The sequence below is a fragment of the Staphylococcus durrellii genome, assembly GCF_015594545.1.
Classification (GTDB): Bacteria; Bacillota; Bacilli; order Staphylococcales; family Staphylococcaceae; genus Staphylococcus; species Staphylococcus durrellii.
Map to the genome: position 1 here is coordinate 923838 of NZ_JADIIO010000001.1, position 14788 is coordinate 938625.

General features: G+C 37.8%; 9 protein-coding genes, 2 tRNA genes and 2 rRNA genes. 10 read left to right on the top strand and 3 right to left on the bottom strand.

Features of this window, described 5'->3' with window-relative positions; translation table 11 throughout:
• Positions 1 to 42 precede the first annotated feature (42 nt).
• Positions 43 to 1020 carry a metal-dependent hydrolase gene (locus ISP02_RS04395; RefSeq protein WP_195720417.1) on the bottom strand — a complete coding sequence of 326 codons (978 nt, stop codon included), beginning with the start codon at positions 1018 to 1020 and terminating at the stop codon, positions 43 to 45.
• A gap of 131 nt (positions 1021 to 1151) precedes the next feature.
• Between ISP02_RS04395 and mutY the strand changes: the two genes are divergently transcribed.
• From mutY to ISP02_RS04410, 3 genes are all read left to right on the top strand, one after another.
• Positions 1152 to 2195 (top strand): A/G-specific adenine glycosylase, encoded by a 1044-nt coding sequence (mutY, locus tag ISP02_RS04400; RefSeq protein ID WP_195720418.1) that lies wholly within the window; start codon positions 1152 to 1154, stop codon positions 2193 to 2195.
• Between the two features lie 70 nt (positions 2196 to 2265).
• Positions 2266 to 2808 carry a nucleoside tri-diphosphate phosphatase gene (ntdP, locus tag ISP02_RS04405; protein WP_048793226.1) on the top strand — a complete coding sequence of 181 codons (543 nt, stop codon included), beginning with the start codon at positions 2266 to 2268 and terminating at the stop codon, positions 2806 to 2808.
• Between the two features lie 206 nt (positions 2809 to 3014).
• Entirely contained in the window at positions 3015 to 4751 is a 1737-nt protein-coding gene (locus tag ISP02_RS04410; RefSeq protein WP_195720419.1) for an ABC transporter ATP-binding protein, read from the top strand.
• A 38-nt stretch (positions 4752 to 4789) separates the two neighbouring features.
• On the opposite strand, the gene ISP02_RS04415 is transcribed toward ISP02_RS04410, so the two are convergent.
• Both ISP02_RS04415 and ISP02_RS04420 read right to left on the bottom strand, forming a co-directional pair.
• On the bottom strand, positions 4790 to 5884 hold the full coding sequence (locus ISP02_RS04415) for an FUSC family protein (RefSeq protein ID WP_195720420.1): 1095 nt from the start codon (positions 5882 to 5884) through the stop codon (positions 4790 to 4792).
• Between the two features lie 76 nt (positions 5885 to 5960).
• Positions 5961 to 7250 (bottom strand): glutamate-1-semialdehyde 2,1-aminomutase, encoded by a 1290-nt coding sequence (locus ISP02_RS04420; RefSeq protein ID WP_195720421.1) that lies wholly within the window; start codon positions 7248 to 7250, stop codon positions 5961 to 5963.
• Between the two features lie 80 nt (positions 7251 to 7330).
• On the opposite strand from ISP02_RS04420, the gene bcp reads away from it, so the two are divergent.
• The 7 genes from bcp to ISP02_RS04455 all read left to right on the top strand — a co-directional run bounded on the left by bcp (position 7331) and on the right by ISP02_RS04455 (position 14765).
• Positions 7331 to 7786, top strand: coding sequence for a thioredoxin-dependent thiol peroxidase (bcp, locus tag ISP02_RS04425; RefSeq protein WP_195720422.1), 456 nt, complete (start codon positions 7331 to 7333; stop codon positions 7784 to 7786).
• Between the two features lie 5 nt (positions 7787 to 7791).
• On the top strand, positions 7792 to 8739 hold the full coding sequence (locus tag ISP02_RS04430; RefSeq protein WP_195720423.1) for a phosphoglycerate dehydrogenase: 948 nt from the start codon (positions 7792 to 7794) through the stop codon (positions 8737 to 8739).
• 95 nt (positions 8740 to 8834) lie between these two features.
• Positions 8835 to 9287, top strand: coding sequence for a peroxide-responsive transcriptional repressor PerR (gene perR / locus ISP02_RS04435; protein WP_195720424.1), 453 nt, complete (start codon positions 8835 to 8837; stop codon positions 9285 to 9287).
• A 537-nt stretch (positions 9288 to 9824) separates the two neighbouring features.
• Positions 9825 to 11376: ribosomal RNA gene (locus ISP02_RS04440) — 16S ribosomal RNA — on the top strand.
• Between the two features lie 99 nt (positions 11377 to 11475).
• Positions 11476 to 11552, top strand: a tRNA-Ile gene (locus ISP02_RS04445).
• A gap of 24 nt (positions 11553 to 11576) precedes the next feature.
• Positions 11577 to 11652: transfer RNA gene (locus tag ISP02_RS04450), tRNA-Ala, on the top strand.
• Positions 11653 to 11842: 190 nt separating this feature from the next.
• Positions 11843 to 14765: ribosomal RNA gene (locus ISP02_RS04455) — 23S ribosomal RNA — on the top strand.
• The 16S and 23S rRNA genes sit together here with 2 tRNA genes alongside, the layout of an rRNA operon.
• Positions 14766 to 14788 lie beyond the last annotated feature (23 nt).

The following is a 14788-nucleotide window of genomic DNA, read 5'->3' on the forward strand; positions in this document are numbered from 1 at the left end:
ACTTTTGTCTACACATGACAAAAGTGGTTTTTAATGATGTACTTATTTCGCAAATAATTTTTTCTGTAATTTTTCTTCACTGAATACCCAACCGATATAAGAATGATCAATAATCATGTCTCTGTTTAAATGTACAATAGCTACAAATGAATAATGACCATTTTTTAAATAACGAAGATCAATTAATCTGATTTCCGTTGAACCATCGTCTAGTTTTTGTGCAGTCCATCGATAAATTGAAGAGAAGTTTAAAAATGTTTTGATGTTTTTATCATTTTTAACATAATGCATTAATTCATCGCTAGGTAATGAATGATGCTCGGATTTATCACTAAACACAACGTTTCTGCCATAACTTCTACCTACGTAGTCATGGTTTTCAGTTTGTATCGCAACACGCCACTCCATAAATTTAATAGTAGGCGCTACGAAAATTTTTACTGGCTTATGAGATTGTTTAATTTGTCTTAATGCTGTTTCTTTGATGATTTTTTGCATTTGAAATCTTACGATATAATAAATAAATAATATAACGAAGATTGGAAAGAAAGCTATATAAGGGTGTAGACCAAAAATCCATAAAGCGATACCTATACACCATAGAACAAATATGATTGGGTCAAAGGTGTTTATAACACTGAGTTGTATCCACTTATTTGTAATAGGACGTAAAGCCTGTGTACCATAAGAATTAAAAATATCAACGAAGACATGTAAAAATACGGCTAGTTGTGCCCACATCCAAATATGTGTTGCATCTAGATGTTTGAAGAAAGTAAATACTATTAATGTTATTAATAATGGCCACAATATTGTAAAAGGTATTGAATGAGTTATACCTCTATGATTTGATATATAAGTGGCATTATCTTTTAATTTAAAAACAGTATCACTATCTGGTATTAATGAACCTACAATTAATGTAGAAGCAGTAGCAACAAAAGATACTGACATTGCGGGATCTTGAGTTGCAAGAGCAGTTAAACCAATCCCCATAACGATATGTGTTCCTGTATCCATAAAAGTCACTCATTTCGTGTCTTATTTATTTTTATTATATACTATTATTAATGTTTACCACTATTAAAAATAACAGATTTTTAAATTAATCCAAAATCTAACGATTAGAATATAGAAAGCGTTGTGTATGAATGTACAATAAAAAAATTTTTAAAGATAACTTATTACGTTGGTTTGATGCTGAACAACGTGAAATGCCTTGGAGGGAAACTAAAAATCCATATTATATATGGCTTAGTGAAATTATGTTGCAACAAACACAAGTGGCAACAGTAATAGATTACTATTTAAGATTTATTAAACGTTTTCCAACGATTGAATCATTGAATGATGCGAAAGAAGATGAAGTGCTCAAACTATGGGAAGGGCTTGGATATTATAGTAGGGCGCGTAATTTCCATACTGCTATAAAAGATGTTTATCAAAATCATAATAGTAAAGTACCTAATGATCCTGATCAGTTCGGAAAACTAAAAGGTGTTGGTCCATACACGCAAGCCGCGGTTATGAGTATTGCATTTAATAAACCTTTGGCAACTGTTGATGGGAACGTCTTTAGAGTATGGTCTAGATTGAACAATGATGATAGAGACACTAAATTACAGTCAACCCGGAAAGCATTTGAACAAGAGTTGCAACCATATGTTGAAGCACGATCTGGTGACTTTAATCAGGCTATGATGGAACTTGGAGCTATGGTATGCACGCCTAAATCTCCTCTATGCTTATTTTGCCCAGTACAGGATAATTGTGAAGCATTTGAAAAAGGTACAGTTAGTGAGTTACCTGTAAAAACTACTAAAGTTTCAAAGAAAACAGTGAAACAGCATGTCTATATCGTTAAAAATAAACAAGGTGAATACCTTATAGAACAACGTACTGCAAAGCTATTGAACAATATGTGGGAATTTCCTATGTATGAAGCTACAAGTCAATTTAACGTTAATAGTGAATTGGGTATGAATATTCCATTTTTAACAAAACCTAGTTATAAATTAAAGCATCAGTTTACGCATTTACAATGGGATATTGAAGTATTTATGGCTGAAGCAACAGTTGATAAACAACAAGTCAATTTGCCTGAACGTATGCATTGGATGAAATTTGAAGATAAAGAACAATATAATTTTCCTGTGAGTATGAGTAAGATTTATAAATTTTTAAAAGGACATTGATAAATTCGGAGTTCCGTGAGCAGTTATGTTATAATCAAAAATGTGAAATTAAGATAAGGTGGTGTGGAGCATGGTTAAAGAGTCCATACCTAAAGAAGGTCAGACAATAAAAATTCAAAGTTATAAACATGACGGTAATATACATCGTGTTTGGTCTGAAACTACTATATTAAAAGGTACGGATCATGTGATAATTGGTGGCAATGACCATACTTTAGTAACAGAAAGTGATGGTCGTACTTGGATTACTCGTGAACCAGCAATTGTCTATTTTCATTCAGAATTTTGGTTTAACGTAATTTGTATGTTTAGAGAAGATGGCGTTTATTATTATTGTAATCTATCTTCACCTTTTGTATGCGACGAAGAGGCGTTAAAGTATATCGATTATGACTTGGATATAAAAGTTTATCCTAACGGCAAATATCATTTGTTAGATGAAGATGAATATGAGCAACATATGAATCAAATGAACTACTCGTCAGATATTGATAAAATTTTGCGTCGCAATGTTGATATCTTGCAACAGTGGATTGAGCAAAAGAAAGGACCGTTTGCTCCTGATTTTATAAAAGTTTGGCGTGAACGATATAAGAAAGTTAGAAATTATTAAGCATAATTAATGTTTAAATTCTTAATATCCTTTATAGTGTGTTATGGGTTTATAAATTTTACAAAACAAAGTTTGATATAATCTTTTTGTTATTTAAAATTTACACTAGCTAAACTTATAGCTCTATAAATTTAGAATCAGCCTAGTTGAGTTTTCAACTCAGGCTTTTTCATTTGTTATGTAATTATAAAGGGGGAGAATGTTATATGATTCGCAGATACTTGACATTTGTGAAACCATATAAATGGCGAATCATTGCTACTATATTAATAGGTATTCTTAAATTCGGTATACCAATGTTGATACCGTTACTTATTAAATATGTGATTGACTATGTTATTAATAACTCAGCAATCACGAATGATGAGAAGTTTATGCGGTTAGGCGTCGCAATGGGTATAGCGATATTTATATTTGTTGTTGTTAGACCACCAATCGAATATTTAAGACAGTATTTAGCGCAATGGACGAGTAACAAAATATTATATGATATTAGAAGGCAACTATACAATCACTTACAGGCTTTAAGTGCGCGTTTTTATGCGAATAATCAAGTAGGGCAAGTTATTTCGAGGGTTATTAATGATGTCGAACAAACTAAAGATTTTATTTTAACCGGTTTAATGAACATTTGGTTGGATTGTGTAACAATCATTATCGCTTTATCAATTATGTTCGTATTAGACTTTAAATTGACACTAGCTGCAGTAGTTATATTTCCTTTCTATATATTAACAGTATATTTCTTCTTTGGTCGTTTGAGAAAGTTAACGCGTAAAAGATCTCAAGCATTAGCAGAAGTACAAGGGTTTTTACATGAACGTGTTCAAGGAATGTCTGTTATTAAAAGTTTCGCTATTGAAGACAATGAAGCGAAAAATTTTGATCAACGAAATAAACACTTTTTAAATAGAGCGTTTAAACATACTAGATGGAATGCTAATTCATTTGCAGCAATTAACACTGTGACTGATATTGGACCTCTTATAGTTATAGGTGTAGGTGCTTATTTAGCAATTACTGGTTCTATAACTGTTGGTACGCTTGCGGCGTTTGTGGGATATTTAGAACAATTATTCGGTCCATTAAGAAGATTAGTTTCTTCATTCACAACTTTAACTCAAAGTTTTGCATCGATGGACCGTGTGTTCCAATTAATGGATGAAGACTATGATATTAAAAATAAAAAAGGTGCGCAGCCTATTGAAATTAAACAAGGTAATATTAGTTTAAATCAAGTGAGTTTTAAGTATAACTCTGATGAAGAAAAAGTATTGAAGGATATAAATTTAGATATTCACAAAGGGCAAACTGTTGCCTTTGTAGGAATGAGTGGGGGAGGTAAATCCACACTTATTAACTTGATACCACGTTTTTATGATGCAACTGAAGGTTCAATCGAGATTGATGGAACTAATATAAAATATCACCTTACTGGAAGCCTAAGAAATCAAATAGGGCTGGTTCAACAAGATAATATATTATTCTCAGATACTATTAAAGAAAATATATTACTAGGTAGACCTAATGCAACGGATGATGAAGTGATTGAAGCGGCTAAAATGGCTAATGCACACGACTTTATTATGAATTTATCTGAAGGGTACGATACCGAAGTTGGAGAGCGAGGGGTTAAACTTTCAGGTGGACAAAAACAACGTGTGTCAATCGCTCGTATATTCCTCAACAATCCGCCTATTATTATCTTAGATGAGGCAACTAGTGCACTCGATTTAGAAAGTGAATCAATTATTCAAGATGCATTAAATGTATTGAGTGAAAATAGAACAACATTAATTGTTGCACATAGACTTTCTACTATTACACATGCCGACAAAATTGTTGTAATGCAAAATGGAGAAATTGTAGAGACTGGAACGCATAAAGAATTAATCGCCAAACGTGGCGCATATGAACATCTTTATAAAATTCAAGATTTATAGAAAAAAGACTTCGATTTGAAATAAATCGAAGTCTTTTTTTATAAGTCAAAATCTTCTTCCAATAATTCAATTTTATTGTCGTCTTGATGATAAGAGAAAAAACTAATACGCAATCTATCTAAATGTCTTAGTGTGTAACGGTATTCTTCTATGGCTGAGATTATTTGCATGATGTTTGAGTACGAATATTCTGTTTGATAAGGATTTTGAATTAATTGTTTTTGAAAGGCATCCATTAAATCTTTCTTTTGAGGATTTTCTACTGAAGTATCTTCAAAATCTACATCATATTTTGCTTTTTTAGATAAACTAACAAATATTTGTTCGTGAAATGCCGTTAATGAATCAATATCTAATTTAATTTGTAATAGTAATTCATTATTTAAACTGTGTAAGTCATGTTGATAACGATTCATCCGTTTTAAAACTGAATATGCTTGACGAGTTACGAGTACGATCTCTCTGAAAAGAATCTTTTTACGATTTTGAGCATAAAGTTGTTTTTTTGTGAAAGGCCGTTCCTCTTCATAATACTCAAAAATCTGTTCGAGTTTTAATACACGTTTGCTTATTAAGCCTCTATCTTCTTTTATTTGGTGATATTCTGAAGTGTCATTTAATACTAATTTAAACCAAACAAAAATATCGGTCGAAATGTTTAACGCGTTGTAATATAACTTTGACTCGAATTTTGGCGGCAGAAATATTAAGTTTACAATTGAGGAACTAAGTACCCCAATCATAACTAGTATAAATCTAAAGAGTGCAGATACGTAAAAGTTACCAGTATGCTGTCCCATAATTATTAGTGCAGTCACACTAGCTAAAGTGGCAACATGGGCTAGATTGAATCTGAACAATATAGCAATTAATAGTACAACAGTAACACCCATAATGACAAAATGGTCACCAAAAGCAGTAACCATCAGTACTGCCAAAACAGCACCGATTATATTCCCATTAGCTCGGTCAGCAATTGTCTTTATAGATCTGTATACACTGGGTTGCATGGCAACAACAGCACTAACAGCGGCAATGGATTTTAATCCTGCTTCTTTAGGTAAAAAAGAAGCGATGGCCAAAGCAAGTATAACTGCTATACCTGTTTTTATAACGCGAGCTCCTAACTTCAAAAATACCGCTCCTTCGGGATTATATTTAATTAATGTATTATATTTGTTATACAATGATTAGCGATAAAATTCAAGTTTATTTCATTTGACTAAATGCATAATCGGCAGCCTGTAAAGTTGCGTCAATATCTTTTTCTGTATGTTCTGTTGTTAAGAACCATGCTTCATACTTAGAAGGGGCTAAGTTAATGCCTTGATGTAACATAAGTTTAAAGAACTTAGCGAAAGCGTCTCCGTCTGAATTTTCAGCTTGATCATAATGCGTAACTTTTTCATCAGTGAAATACAAAGTAAGTGACCCGTATACTCTATTAATTGTAGCTTTTATCTTATGCTTTTCGATTAGAGCTAATAACCCTTCTTCTAATCGTTTACCTAAATTATCTAAACGCTCGTAAACGCCATCCTGTTCTAAAACTTCTAATAATGCTATACCGGCTTTCATTGAGAGTGGATTACCTGCCATTGTACCTGCTTGGTATGCTGGACCTAAAGGTGCAACATGTTCCATAATATCTTGTCTGCCGCCATAACCACCAATAGGTAAGCCACCACCTACAATTTTTCCAAATGCTGTAAGGTCTGGATAAACTTTATATAAATCTTGCGCGGCGCCATAATGGAAACGAAAGGCTGTGATTACCTCGTCATATATTACTAATGTACCATTATCATGAGAAACTTTATTTACGCCTTCTAAAAAACCTGGCTGAGGTTCTACCATGCCAAAGTTACCGACGATTGGCTCGACTAATACACATGCTATTTCGTCTCCCCAATAATCAATTGCTTCTTTATATGCAGCTAAGTCATTATAAGGTACTGTAATAACTTCACGAGCGACACTTTCTGGTACTCCTGCTGAATCGGGGGAGCCTAATTGAGAAGGGCCACTTCCTGCTGCAACAAGTACTAAATCAGAGTGGCCATGATATTGACCAGAAAATTTAATGATTTTATTTCTATTAGTGTAGGCACGTGCAACACGAATCGTCGTCATTACAGCTTCCGTACCAGAGTTTACAAATCTAATTTTTTCTAATGAAGGAATAGCATCTCTCAATTTTTTAGCGAAGTCAATTTCTAAACGTGTAGGCGTGCCATACAGTACACCTTTAGCTGCTTGTTCTTGAATTGCTTTAGTTATGTGTGGATGCGCTTGGCCAGTAATTATTGGACCATAAGCCTGAAGGTAATCTATATATTTATTGCCATCCTCATCAAAAAGATAAGCACCTTTACCTTCCTTCATCATAACGGGTGCACCACCACCGACTGCTTTATAAGAACGCGAAGGTGAATTTACACCACCTAAGATATATTCATCAGAGAATTTTTGAAGTCTTTCGCTTTCTGTGAATTTCATGTATATCAACCTCTTTTAATTTAATATTTTCAACTATTATCGTATCATAAAATTAACTATTAAAAGAAATAGGTGAGAAGATGTTACAAAAAGGACAACAATTTCCAGAATTTGAATTAGAAAACCAAGATGGAACTACAATTTCAAAGAAGGATTTAGCTGGTAAAAAGGCAATTTTATATTTTTACCCGCGTGATAATACGCCAACTTGTACGACAGAAGCCTGTGACTTTAGAGATAATATAGAAGAATTTAATAATATAGATGTACAGGTGTATGGTATAAGTGGAGATTCTAAAAAGAAACACTTAAATTTTAAGTCGAAACATAATTTGAATTTTGACTTATTAGTAGATGAAGCATATAAGCTATCAAAAGCAACCGGTGTATATCAGTTAAAAAAATCGTTTGGCAAAGAATCTATGGGGATAGTCAGAACAACATTTATCATAGATGAAAATGGGGAAATTATAGATGTCATCAGAAAGGTTAAAGTTAAAACTCAAATGGAAGAATTAAAAAGCATACTGGGGTGAGATAAGTGAAAGCAGTAAGCTTAATAAGGTTAGGTGAAAAAGAAGAAAAATTAAAAGAAAGATTACCTAATATTGAATTTGTTTTTACAAGTGGGGTAGATGAGATAGCTGACCAAGATAAAAAAGACTTAGACATATTATTTGGAGTAGGTAAATTGACAGAAGACTTTTTAGAAGAATGTCCTAATTTAAAATGGATAGCTTGGTATGCCACGGGTGTAGAAAAATTACCATTGGATTATTTGCAACGTAGAAATATTATTTTAACTAATAATAAAGGTGCTCATGAAGTACAAATGTCAGAGTTTATCATTGGATATATTTTAGCAGATTATAAAAACATGCGTACTTCATTTAAAAACCAAATCAATAGACATTATAATAGTAGACTTACTGGCAAGAACTTAAAAGGACAAAGTATTATGTTCCTAGGAACAGGTAGCATTGCACAGCGAACTGCCCAGTTAGCAAAAGCATTTGGCGTAAGAATAATAGGTGTTAATACAACTGGCAAGCAAGTCGATAACTTCGATGAGACTTATAATATGGAAGAAGTTGAACAAGTGATTGGGTACGCGGATATAGTTATTAATACTTTGCCACAAACAACAAAAACGACACATCTATTGTCAAAAAGACATTTTGAATTGATGAAAGATACGGCATTATTTATAAATGTTGGACGTGGATCAGTAGTGAAAAATGAAGTAATAATAGAAGTCTTACAGAATAAAATAATCAGACACGCTTATTTAGATGTTTTTGAAAATGAACCATTATCTCAAGATAGTAAGTTCTATGATATAGATAACATTTCTATCACGGCTCATATATCTGGTAATAATACTGAATATAGTGATGAAGTGACAGATATATTTATAGATAATTTAAAATCTTTTCTCAATAAAGATGGTACAATTGAGAATGAAGTAGACATCAGCAAAGGATATTAACCTTTATTAGTCTAATAATATTGACATTTTACTCTTATAACAGTTATATTAGTATTAAGTAATAATAATTATTATATAGAAAGATGGTGAGGAAAATGAGTGCAGAAATGGAAAGCATTGAACATCAATTAGAAGATTCAATTGCTTCATTAAGAACAGCTGGCATAAGAATAACACCACAACGACAAGCAATTTTAAAATTCTTGATTGCAGCAGAGTCACATCCAACGGCTGATGAAATATATCAAGCACTGTCACCAGATTTTCCTAATATAAGTGTTGCTACAATTTATAATAATTTACGTGTTTTTAAAGATAAAGGTATTGTAAAAGAATTAACTTATGGGGATTCATCAAGTAGATTCGATTTTAATACACACAATCATTATCATGTGATTTGTGAAAACTGCGGAAAAATTGTCGATTTTCATTATCCTCAATTGGATGAAGTTGAACAACTTGCTCAACACGTAACTGAATTTAATGTATCACATCACCGCATGGAAATTTATGGTGTTTGTAAAGATTGCCAAGATAAAGGTTATTAATAATAAGTTTGAGAGGGAGGATGTATTCCTCTCTTTTTTTTGATATAAGTCAATATAGCCCCGAAAACAGATAATATTATTACACAAAAATATATGATACTACATTTTAACTACAATAGGTTATTGATTAAGTAAATATAAACTAAATTTATTCTTCATTTTTATTGACGAGGATTTGTAAAATTGGTACTATATAAAAGTCGTCGAAACAAGTACAGCTTAATGATTTGAATTTTAAAAAAAGAAAATGATTGTTAGTGTAAATTTGGTACTTGTGTAACAGACGAATTCAATATAGAATTGTAAATGTTGAGTTAACGACAGAATAAAATTACTTAAATTATTTTATAATTTTATTATTGACTCAATAAAAAAATAGTGTTACAATCGTTTCTTGTAACACAACAAATGAACATTGAAAACTGAATTGCAATATGTCAACGTTAATTCCAAACGCAACGATATAATCGTTGGTTTAAACGTGTTAGAGATAACACACAAATTAGTATTTTATGAGCTAATCAAACATCATAATTTTTTATGGAGAGTTTGATCCTGGCTCAGGATGAACGCTGGCGGCGTGCCTAATACATGCAAGTCGAGCGAACAGATAAGGAGCTTGCTCCTTTGACGTTAGCGGCGGACGGGTGAGTAACACGTGGGTAACCTACCTATAAGACTGGAATAACTTCGGGAAACCGAAGCTAATGCCGGATAACATGTAGAACCGCATGGTTCTACAGTGAAAGATGGTTTTGCTATCACTTATAGATGGACCCGCGCCGTATTAGCTAGTTGGTAAGGTAACGGCTTACCAAGGCAACGATACGTAGCCGACCTGAGAGGGTGATCGGCCACACTGGAACTGAGACACGGTCCAGACTCCTACGGGAGGCAGCAGTAGGGAATCTTCCGCAATGGGCGAAAGCCTGACGGAGCAACGCCGCGTGAGTGATGAAGGTCTTCGGATCGTAAAGCTCTGTTATTAGGGAAGAACATGTGCGTAAGTAACTGTGCGCATCTTGACGGTACCTAATCAGAAAGCCACGGCTAACTACGTGCCAGCAGCCGCGGTAATACGTAGGTGGCAAGCGTTATCCGGAATTATTGGGCGTAAAGCGCGCGTAGGCGGTTTCTTAAGTCTGATGTGAAAGCCCACGGCTCAACCGTGGAGGGTCATTGGAAACTGGGAGACTTGAGTGCAGAAGAGGAAAGTGGAATTCCATGTGTAGCGGTGAAATGCGCAGAGATATGGAGGAACACCAGTGGCGAAGGCGACTTTCTGGTCTGTAACTGACGCTGATGTGCGAAAGCGTGGGGATCAAACAGGATTAGATACCCTGGTAGTCCACGCCGTAAACGATGAGTGCTAAGTGTTAGGGGGTTTCCGCCCCTTAGTGCTGCAGCTAACGCATTAAGCACTCCGCCTGGGGAGTACGACCGCAAGGTTGAAACTCAAAGGAATTGACGGGGACCCGCACAAGCGGTGGAGCATGTGGTTTAATTCGAAGCAACGCGAAGAACCTTACCAAATCTTGACATCCTTTGACCACTCTGGAGACAGAGTTTTCCCCTTCGGGGGACAAAGTGACAGGTGGTGCATGGTTGTCGTCAGCTCGTGTCGTGAGATGTTGGGTTAAGTCCCGCAACGAGCGCAACCCTTAAGCTTAGTTGCCATCATTAAGTTGGGCACTCTAAGTTGACTGCCGGTGACAAACCGGAGGAAGGTGGGGATGACGTCAAATCATCATGCCCCTTATGATTTGGGCTACACACGTGCTACAATGGACAATACAAAGGGCAGCTAAACCGCGAGGTCATGCAAATCCCATAAAGTTGTTCTCAGTTCGGATTGTAGTCTGCAACTCGACTACATGAAGCTGGAATCGCTAGTAATCGTAGATCAGCATGCTACGGTGAATACGTTCCCGGGTCTTGTACACACCGCCCGTCACACCACGAGAGTTTGTAACACCCGAAGCCGGTGGAGTAACCATTATGGAGCTAGCCGTCGAAGGTGGGACAAATGATTGGGGTGAAGTCGTAACAAGGTAGCCGTATCGGAAGGTGCGGCTGGATCACCTCCTTTCTAAGGATATATTCGGAACATCTTCTACGAAGATGAGAGGGATGACGTAGACATATTGTATTCAGTTTTGAATGCTCATAGAGTTTTCAACACGAAAATGGGCCTATAGCTCAGCTGGTTAGAGCGCACGCCTGATAAGCGTGAGGTCGGTGGTTCGAGTCCACTTAGGCCCACCATTATAGTAATAACACATAATATTTGGGGGCTTAGCTCAGATGGGAGAGCGCCTGCTTTGCACGCAGGAGGTCAGCGGTTCGATCCCGCTAGTCTCCACCATTTATTAAATTGTACATTGAAAACTAGATAAGTAAGTAAAAATAGATTTTACCAAGCAAAACCGAGTGAATTAGAGTTTTTAAAAGCTTGAATTCAAACTAAAATAATCGCTAGTGTTCGAAAGAACACTCACAGATTAATAACATTTTGGGTTTTGAGTTAAACGTTGCGTTTGACTTAAAACCAAAAAGATTAAGTTATTAAGGGCGCACGGTGGATGCCTTGGCACTAGAAGCCGAAGAAGGACGTTACTAACGACGATATGCTTTGGGGAGCTGTAAGTAAGCGTTGATCCAGAGATTTCCGAATGGGGAAACCCTACACGAGTCATGTCGTGTAATCAACATGTGAATACATAGCATGTTTGAAGGCATACCCGGAGAACTGAAACATCTTAGTACCCGGAGGAAGAGAAAGAAAAATCGATTCCCTGAGTAGCGGCGAGCGAAACGGGAACAGCCCAAACCAACAAGCTTGCTTGTTGGGGTTGTAGGACACTCTATACGGAGTTACAAAAGTTATTGTTAGACGAAGCATCTGGAAAGATGCATCAAAGAAGGTAATAATCCTGTAGTCGAAAACGATAACACTCTTGAGTGGATCCTGAGTACGACGGAGCACGTGAAATTCCGTCGGAATCTGGGAGGACCATCTCCCAAGGCTAAATACTCTCTAGTGACCGATAGTGAACCAGTACCGTGAGGGAAAGGTGAAAAGTACCCCGGAAGGGGAGTGAAAGAGAACTTGAAACCGTGTGCTTACAAGTAGTCAGAGCCCGTTAATGGGTGATGGCGTGCCTTTTGTAGAATGAACCGGCGAGTTACGATTTGATGCAAGGTTAAGCAGGAAATGTGGAGCCGTAGCGAAAGCGAGTCTGAATAGGGCGTTGAGTATTTGGTCGTAGACCCGAAACCAGGTGATCTACCCATGACCAGGTTGAAGTTCAGGTAACACTGAATGGAGGACCGAACCGACTTACGTTGAAAAGTGAGCGGATGAGTTGTGGGTAGCGGAGAAATTCCAATCGAACCTGGAGATAGCTGGTTCTCTCCGAAATAGCTTTAGGGCTAGCCTCAAGTGATGATTATTGGAGGTAGAGCACTGTTTGGACGAGGGGCCCTTATCGGGTTACCGAATTCAGACAAACTCCGAATGCCAATCAATTTAACTTGGGAGTCAGAACATGGGTGATAAGGTCCGTGTTCGAAAGGGAAACAGCCCAGACCACCAGCTAAGGTCCCAAAATATATGTTAAGTGGAAAAGGATGTGGCGTTGCCCAGACAACTAGGATGTTGGCTTAGAAGCAGCCATCATTTAAAGAGTGCGTAATAGCTCACTAGTCGAGTGACACTGCGCCGAAAATGTACCGGGGCTAAACATATTACCGAAGCTGTGGATTGTCCGTAGGACAATGGTAGGAGAGCGTTCTAAGGGCGTTGAAGCATGATCGCAAGGACATGTGGAGCGCTTAGAAGTGAGAATGCCGGTGTGAGTAGCGAAAGACGGGTGAGAATCCCGTCCACCGATTGACTAAGGTTTCCAGAGGAAGGCTCGTCCGCTCTGGGTTAGTCGGGACCTAAGCTGAGGCCGATAGGCGTAGGCGATGGATAACAGGTTGATATTCCTGTACCACCTAAATTCGTTTTAAGCGATGGGGGGACGCAGTAGGATAGGCGAAGCGTGCTGTTGGAGTGCACGTCCAAGCAGTAAGACTGAGTGTTAGGCAAATCCGGCACTCATAAGGTCAAGCTGTGATGGGGAGAGGAAATTGTTTCCTCGAGTCGTTGATTTCACACTGCCAAGAAAAGCCTCTAGCTAGAATATTAGGTGCCCGTACCGCAAACCGACACAGGTAGTCAAGATGAGAATTCTAAGGTGAGCGAGCGAACTCTCGTTAAGGAACTCGGCAAAATGACCCCGTAACTTCGGGAGAAGGGGTGCTCTCTAGGGTTAACGCCCGGGAGAGCCGCAGTGAATAGGCCCAAGCGACTGTTTATCAAAAACACAGGTCTCTGCTAAACCGTAAGGTGATGTATAGGGGCTGACGCCTGCCCGGTGCTGGAAGGTTAAGAGGAGTGGTTAGCTTCTGCGAAGCTACGAATCGAAGCCCCAGTAAACGGCGGCCGTAACTATAACGGTCCTAAGGTAGCGAAATTCCTTGTCGGGTAAGTTCCGACCCGCACGAAAGGCGTAACGATTTGGGCACTGTCTCAACGAGAGACTCGGTGAAATCATAGTACCTGTGAAGATGCAGGTTACCCGCGACAGGACGGAAAGACCCCGTGGAGCTTTACTGCAGTCTGATATTGAAATTCGGCACAGTTTGTACAGGATAGGTAGGAGCCTTAGAAACGTGAACGCTAGTTTACGTGGAGGCGTTGGTGGGATACTACCCTCGCTGTGTTGGATTTCTAACCCGCACCATTTAGCATGGTGGGAGACAGTGTCAGATGGGCAGTTTGACTGGGGCGGTCGCCTCCTAAAGAGTAACGGAGGCGCTCAAAGGTTCCCTCAGAATGGTTGGAAATCATTCACAGAGTGTAAAGGCATAAGGGAGCTTGACTGCGAGACTTACAAGTCGAGCAGGGTCGAAAGACGGACTTAGTGATCCGGTGGTTCCGCATGGAAGGGCCATCGCTCAACGGATAAAAGCTACCCCGGGGATAACAGGCTTATCTCCCCCAAGAGTTCACATCGACGGGGAGGTTTGGCACCTCGATGTCGGCTCATCGCATCCTGGGGCTGTAGTCGGTCCCAAGGGTTGGGCTGTTCGCCCATTAAAGCGGTACGCGAGCTGGGTTCAGAACGTCGTGAGACAGTTCGGTCCCTATCCGTCGTGGGCGTAGGAAATTTGAGAGGAGCTGTCCTTAGTACGAGAGGACCGGGATGGACATACCTCTGGTGTACCAGTTGTCGTGCCAACGGCATCGCTGGGTAGCTATGTATGGACGGGATAAGTGCTGAAAGCATCTAAGCATGAAGCCCCCCTCAAGATGAGATTTCCCAACTTCGGTTATAAGATCCCTCAAAGATGATGAGGTTAATAGGTTCGAGGTGGAAGCATGGCGACATGTGGAGCTGACGAATACTAATCGATCGAAGACTTAATCAATTTTTAAATGTTTTGATTGGTTG

Coding starts and splice junctions, on each gene's coding strand:
- perR (WP_195720424.1), top strand. CDS start 8,835: ATGAGTGCAGAAATGGAAAGCATTGAACATCAATTAGAAGATTCAATT.
- ISP02_RS04420 (WP_195720421.1), bottom strand. CDS start 7,250: ATGAAATTCACAGAAAGCGAAAGACTTCAAAAATTCTCTGATGAATAT.
- ISP02_RS04410 (WP_195720419.1), top strand. CDS start 3,015: ATGATTCGCAGATACTTGACATTTGTGAAACCATATAAATGGCGAATC.
- bcp (WP_195720422.1), top strand. CDS start 7,331: ATGTTACAAAAAGGACAACAATTTCCAGAATTTGAATTAGAAAACCAA.
- mutY (WP_195720418.1), top strand. CDS start 1,152: ATGTACAATAAAAAAATTTTTAAAGATAACTTATTACGTTGGTTTGAT.
- ISP02_RS04395 (WP_195720417.1), bottom strand. CDS start 1,020: ATGGATACAGGAACACATATCGTTATGGGGATTGGTTTAACTGCTCTT.
- ntdP (WP_048793226.1), top strand. CDS start 2,266: ATGGTTAAAGAGTCCATACCTAAAGAAGGTCAGACAATAAAAATTCAA.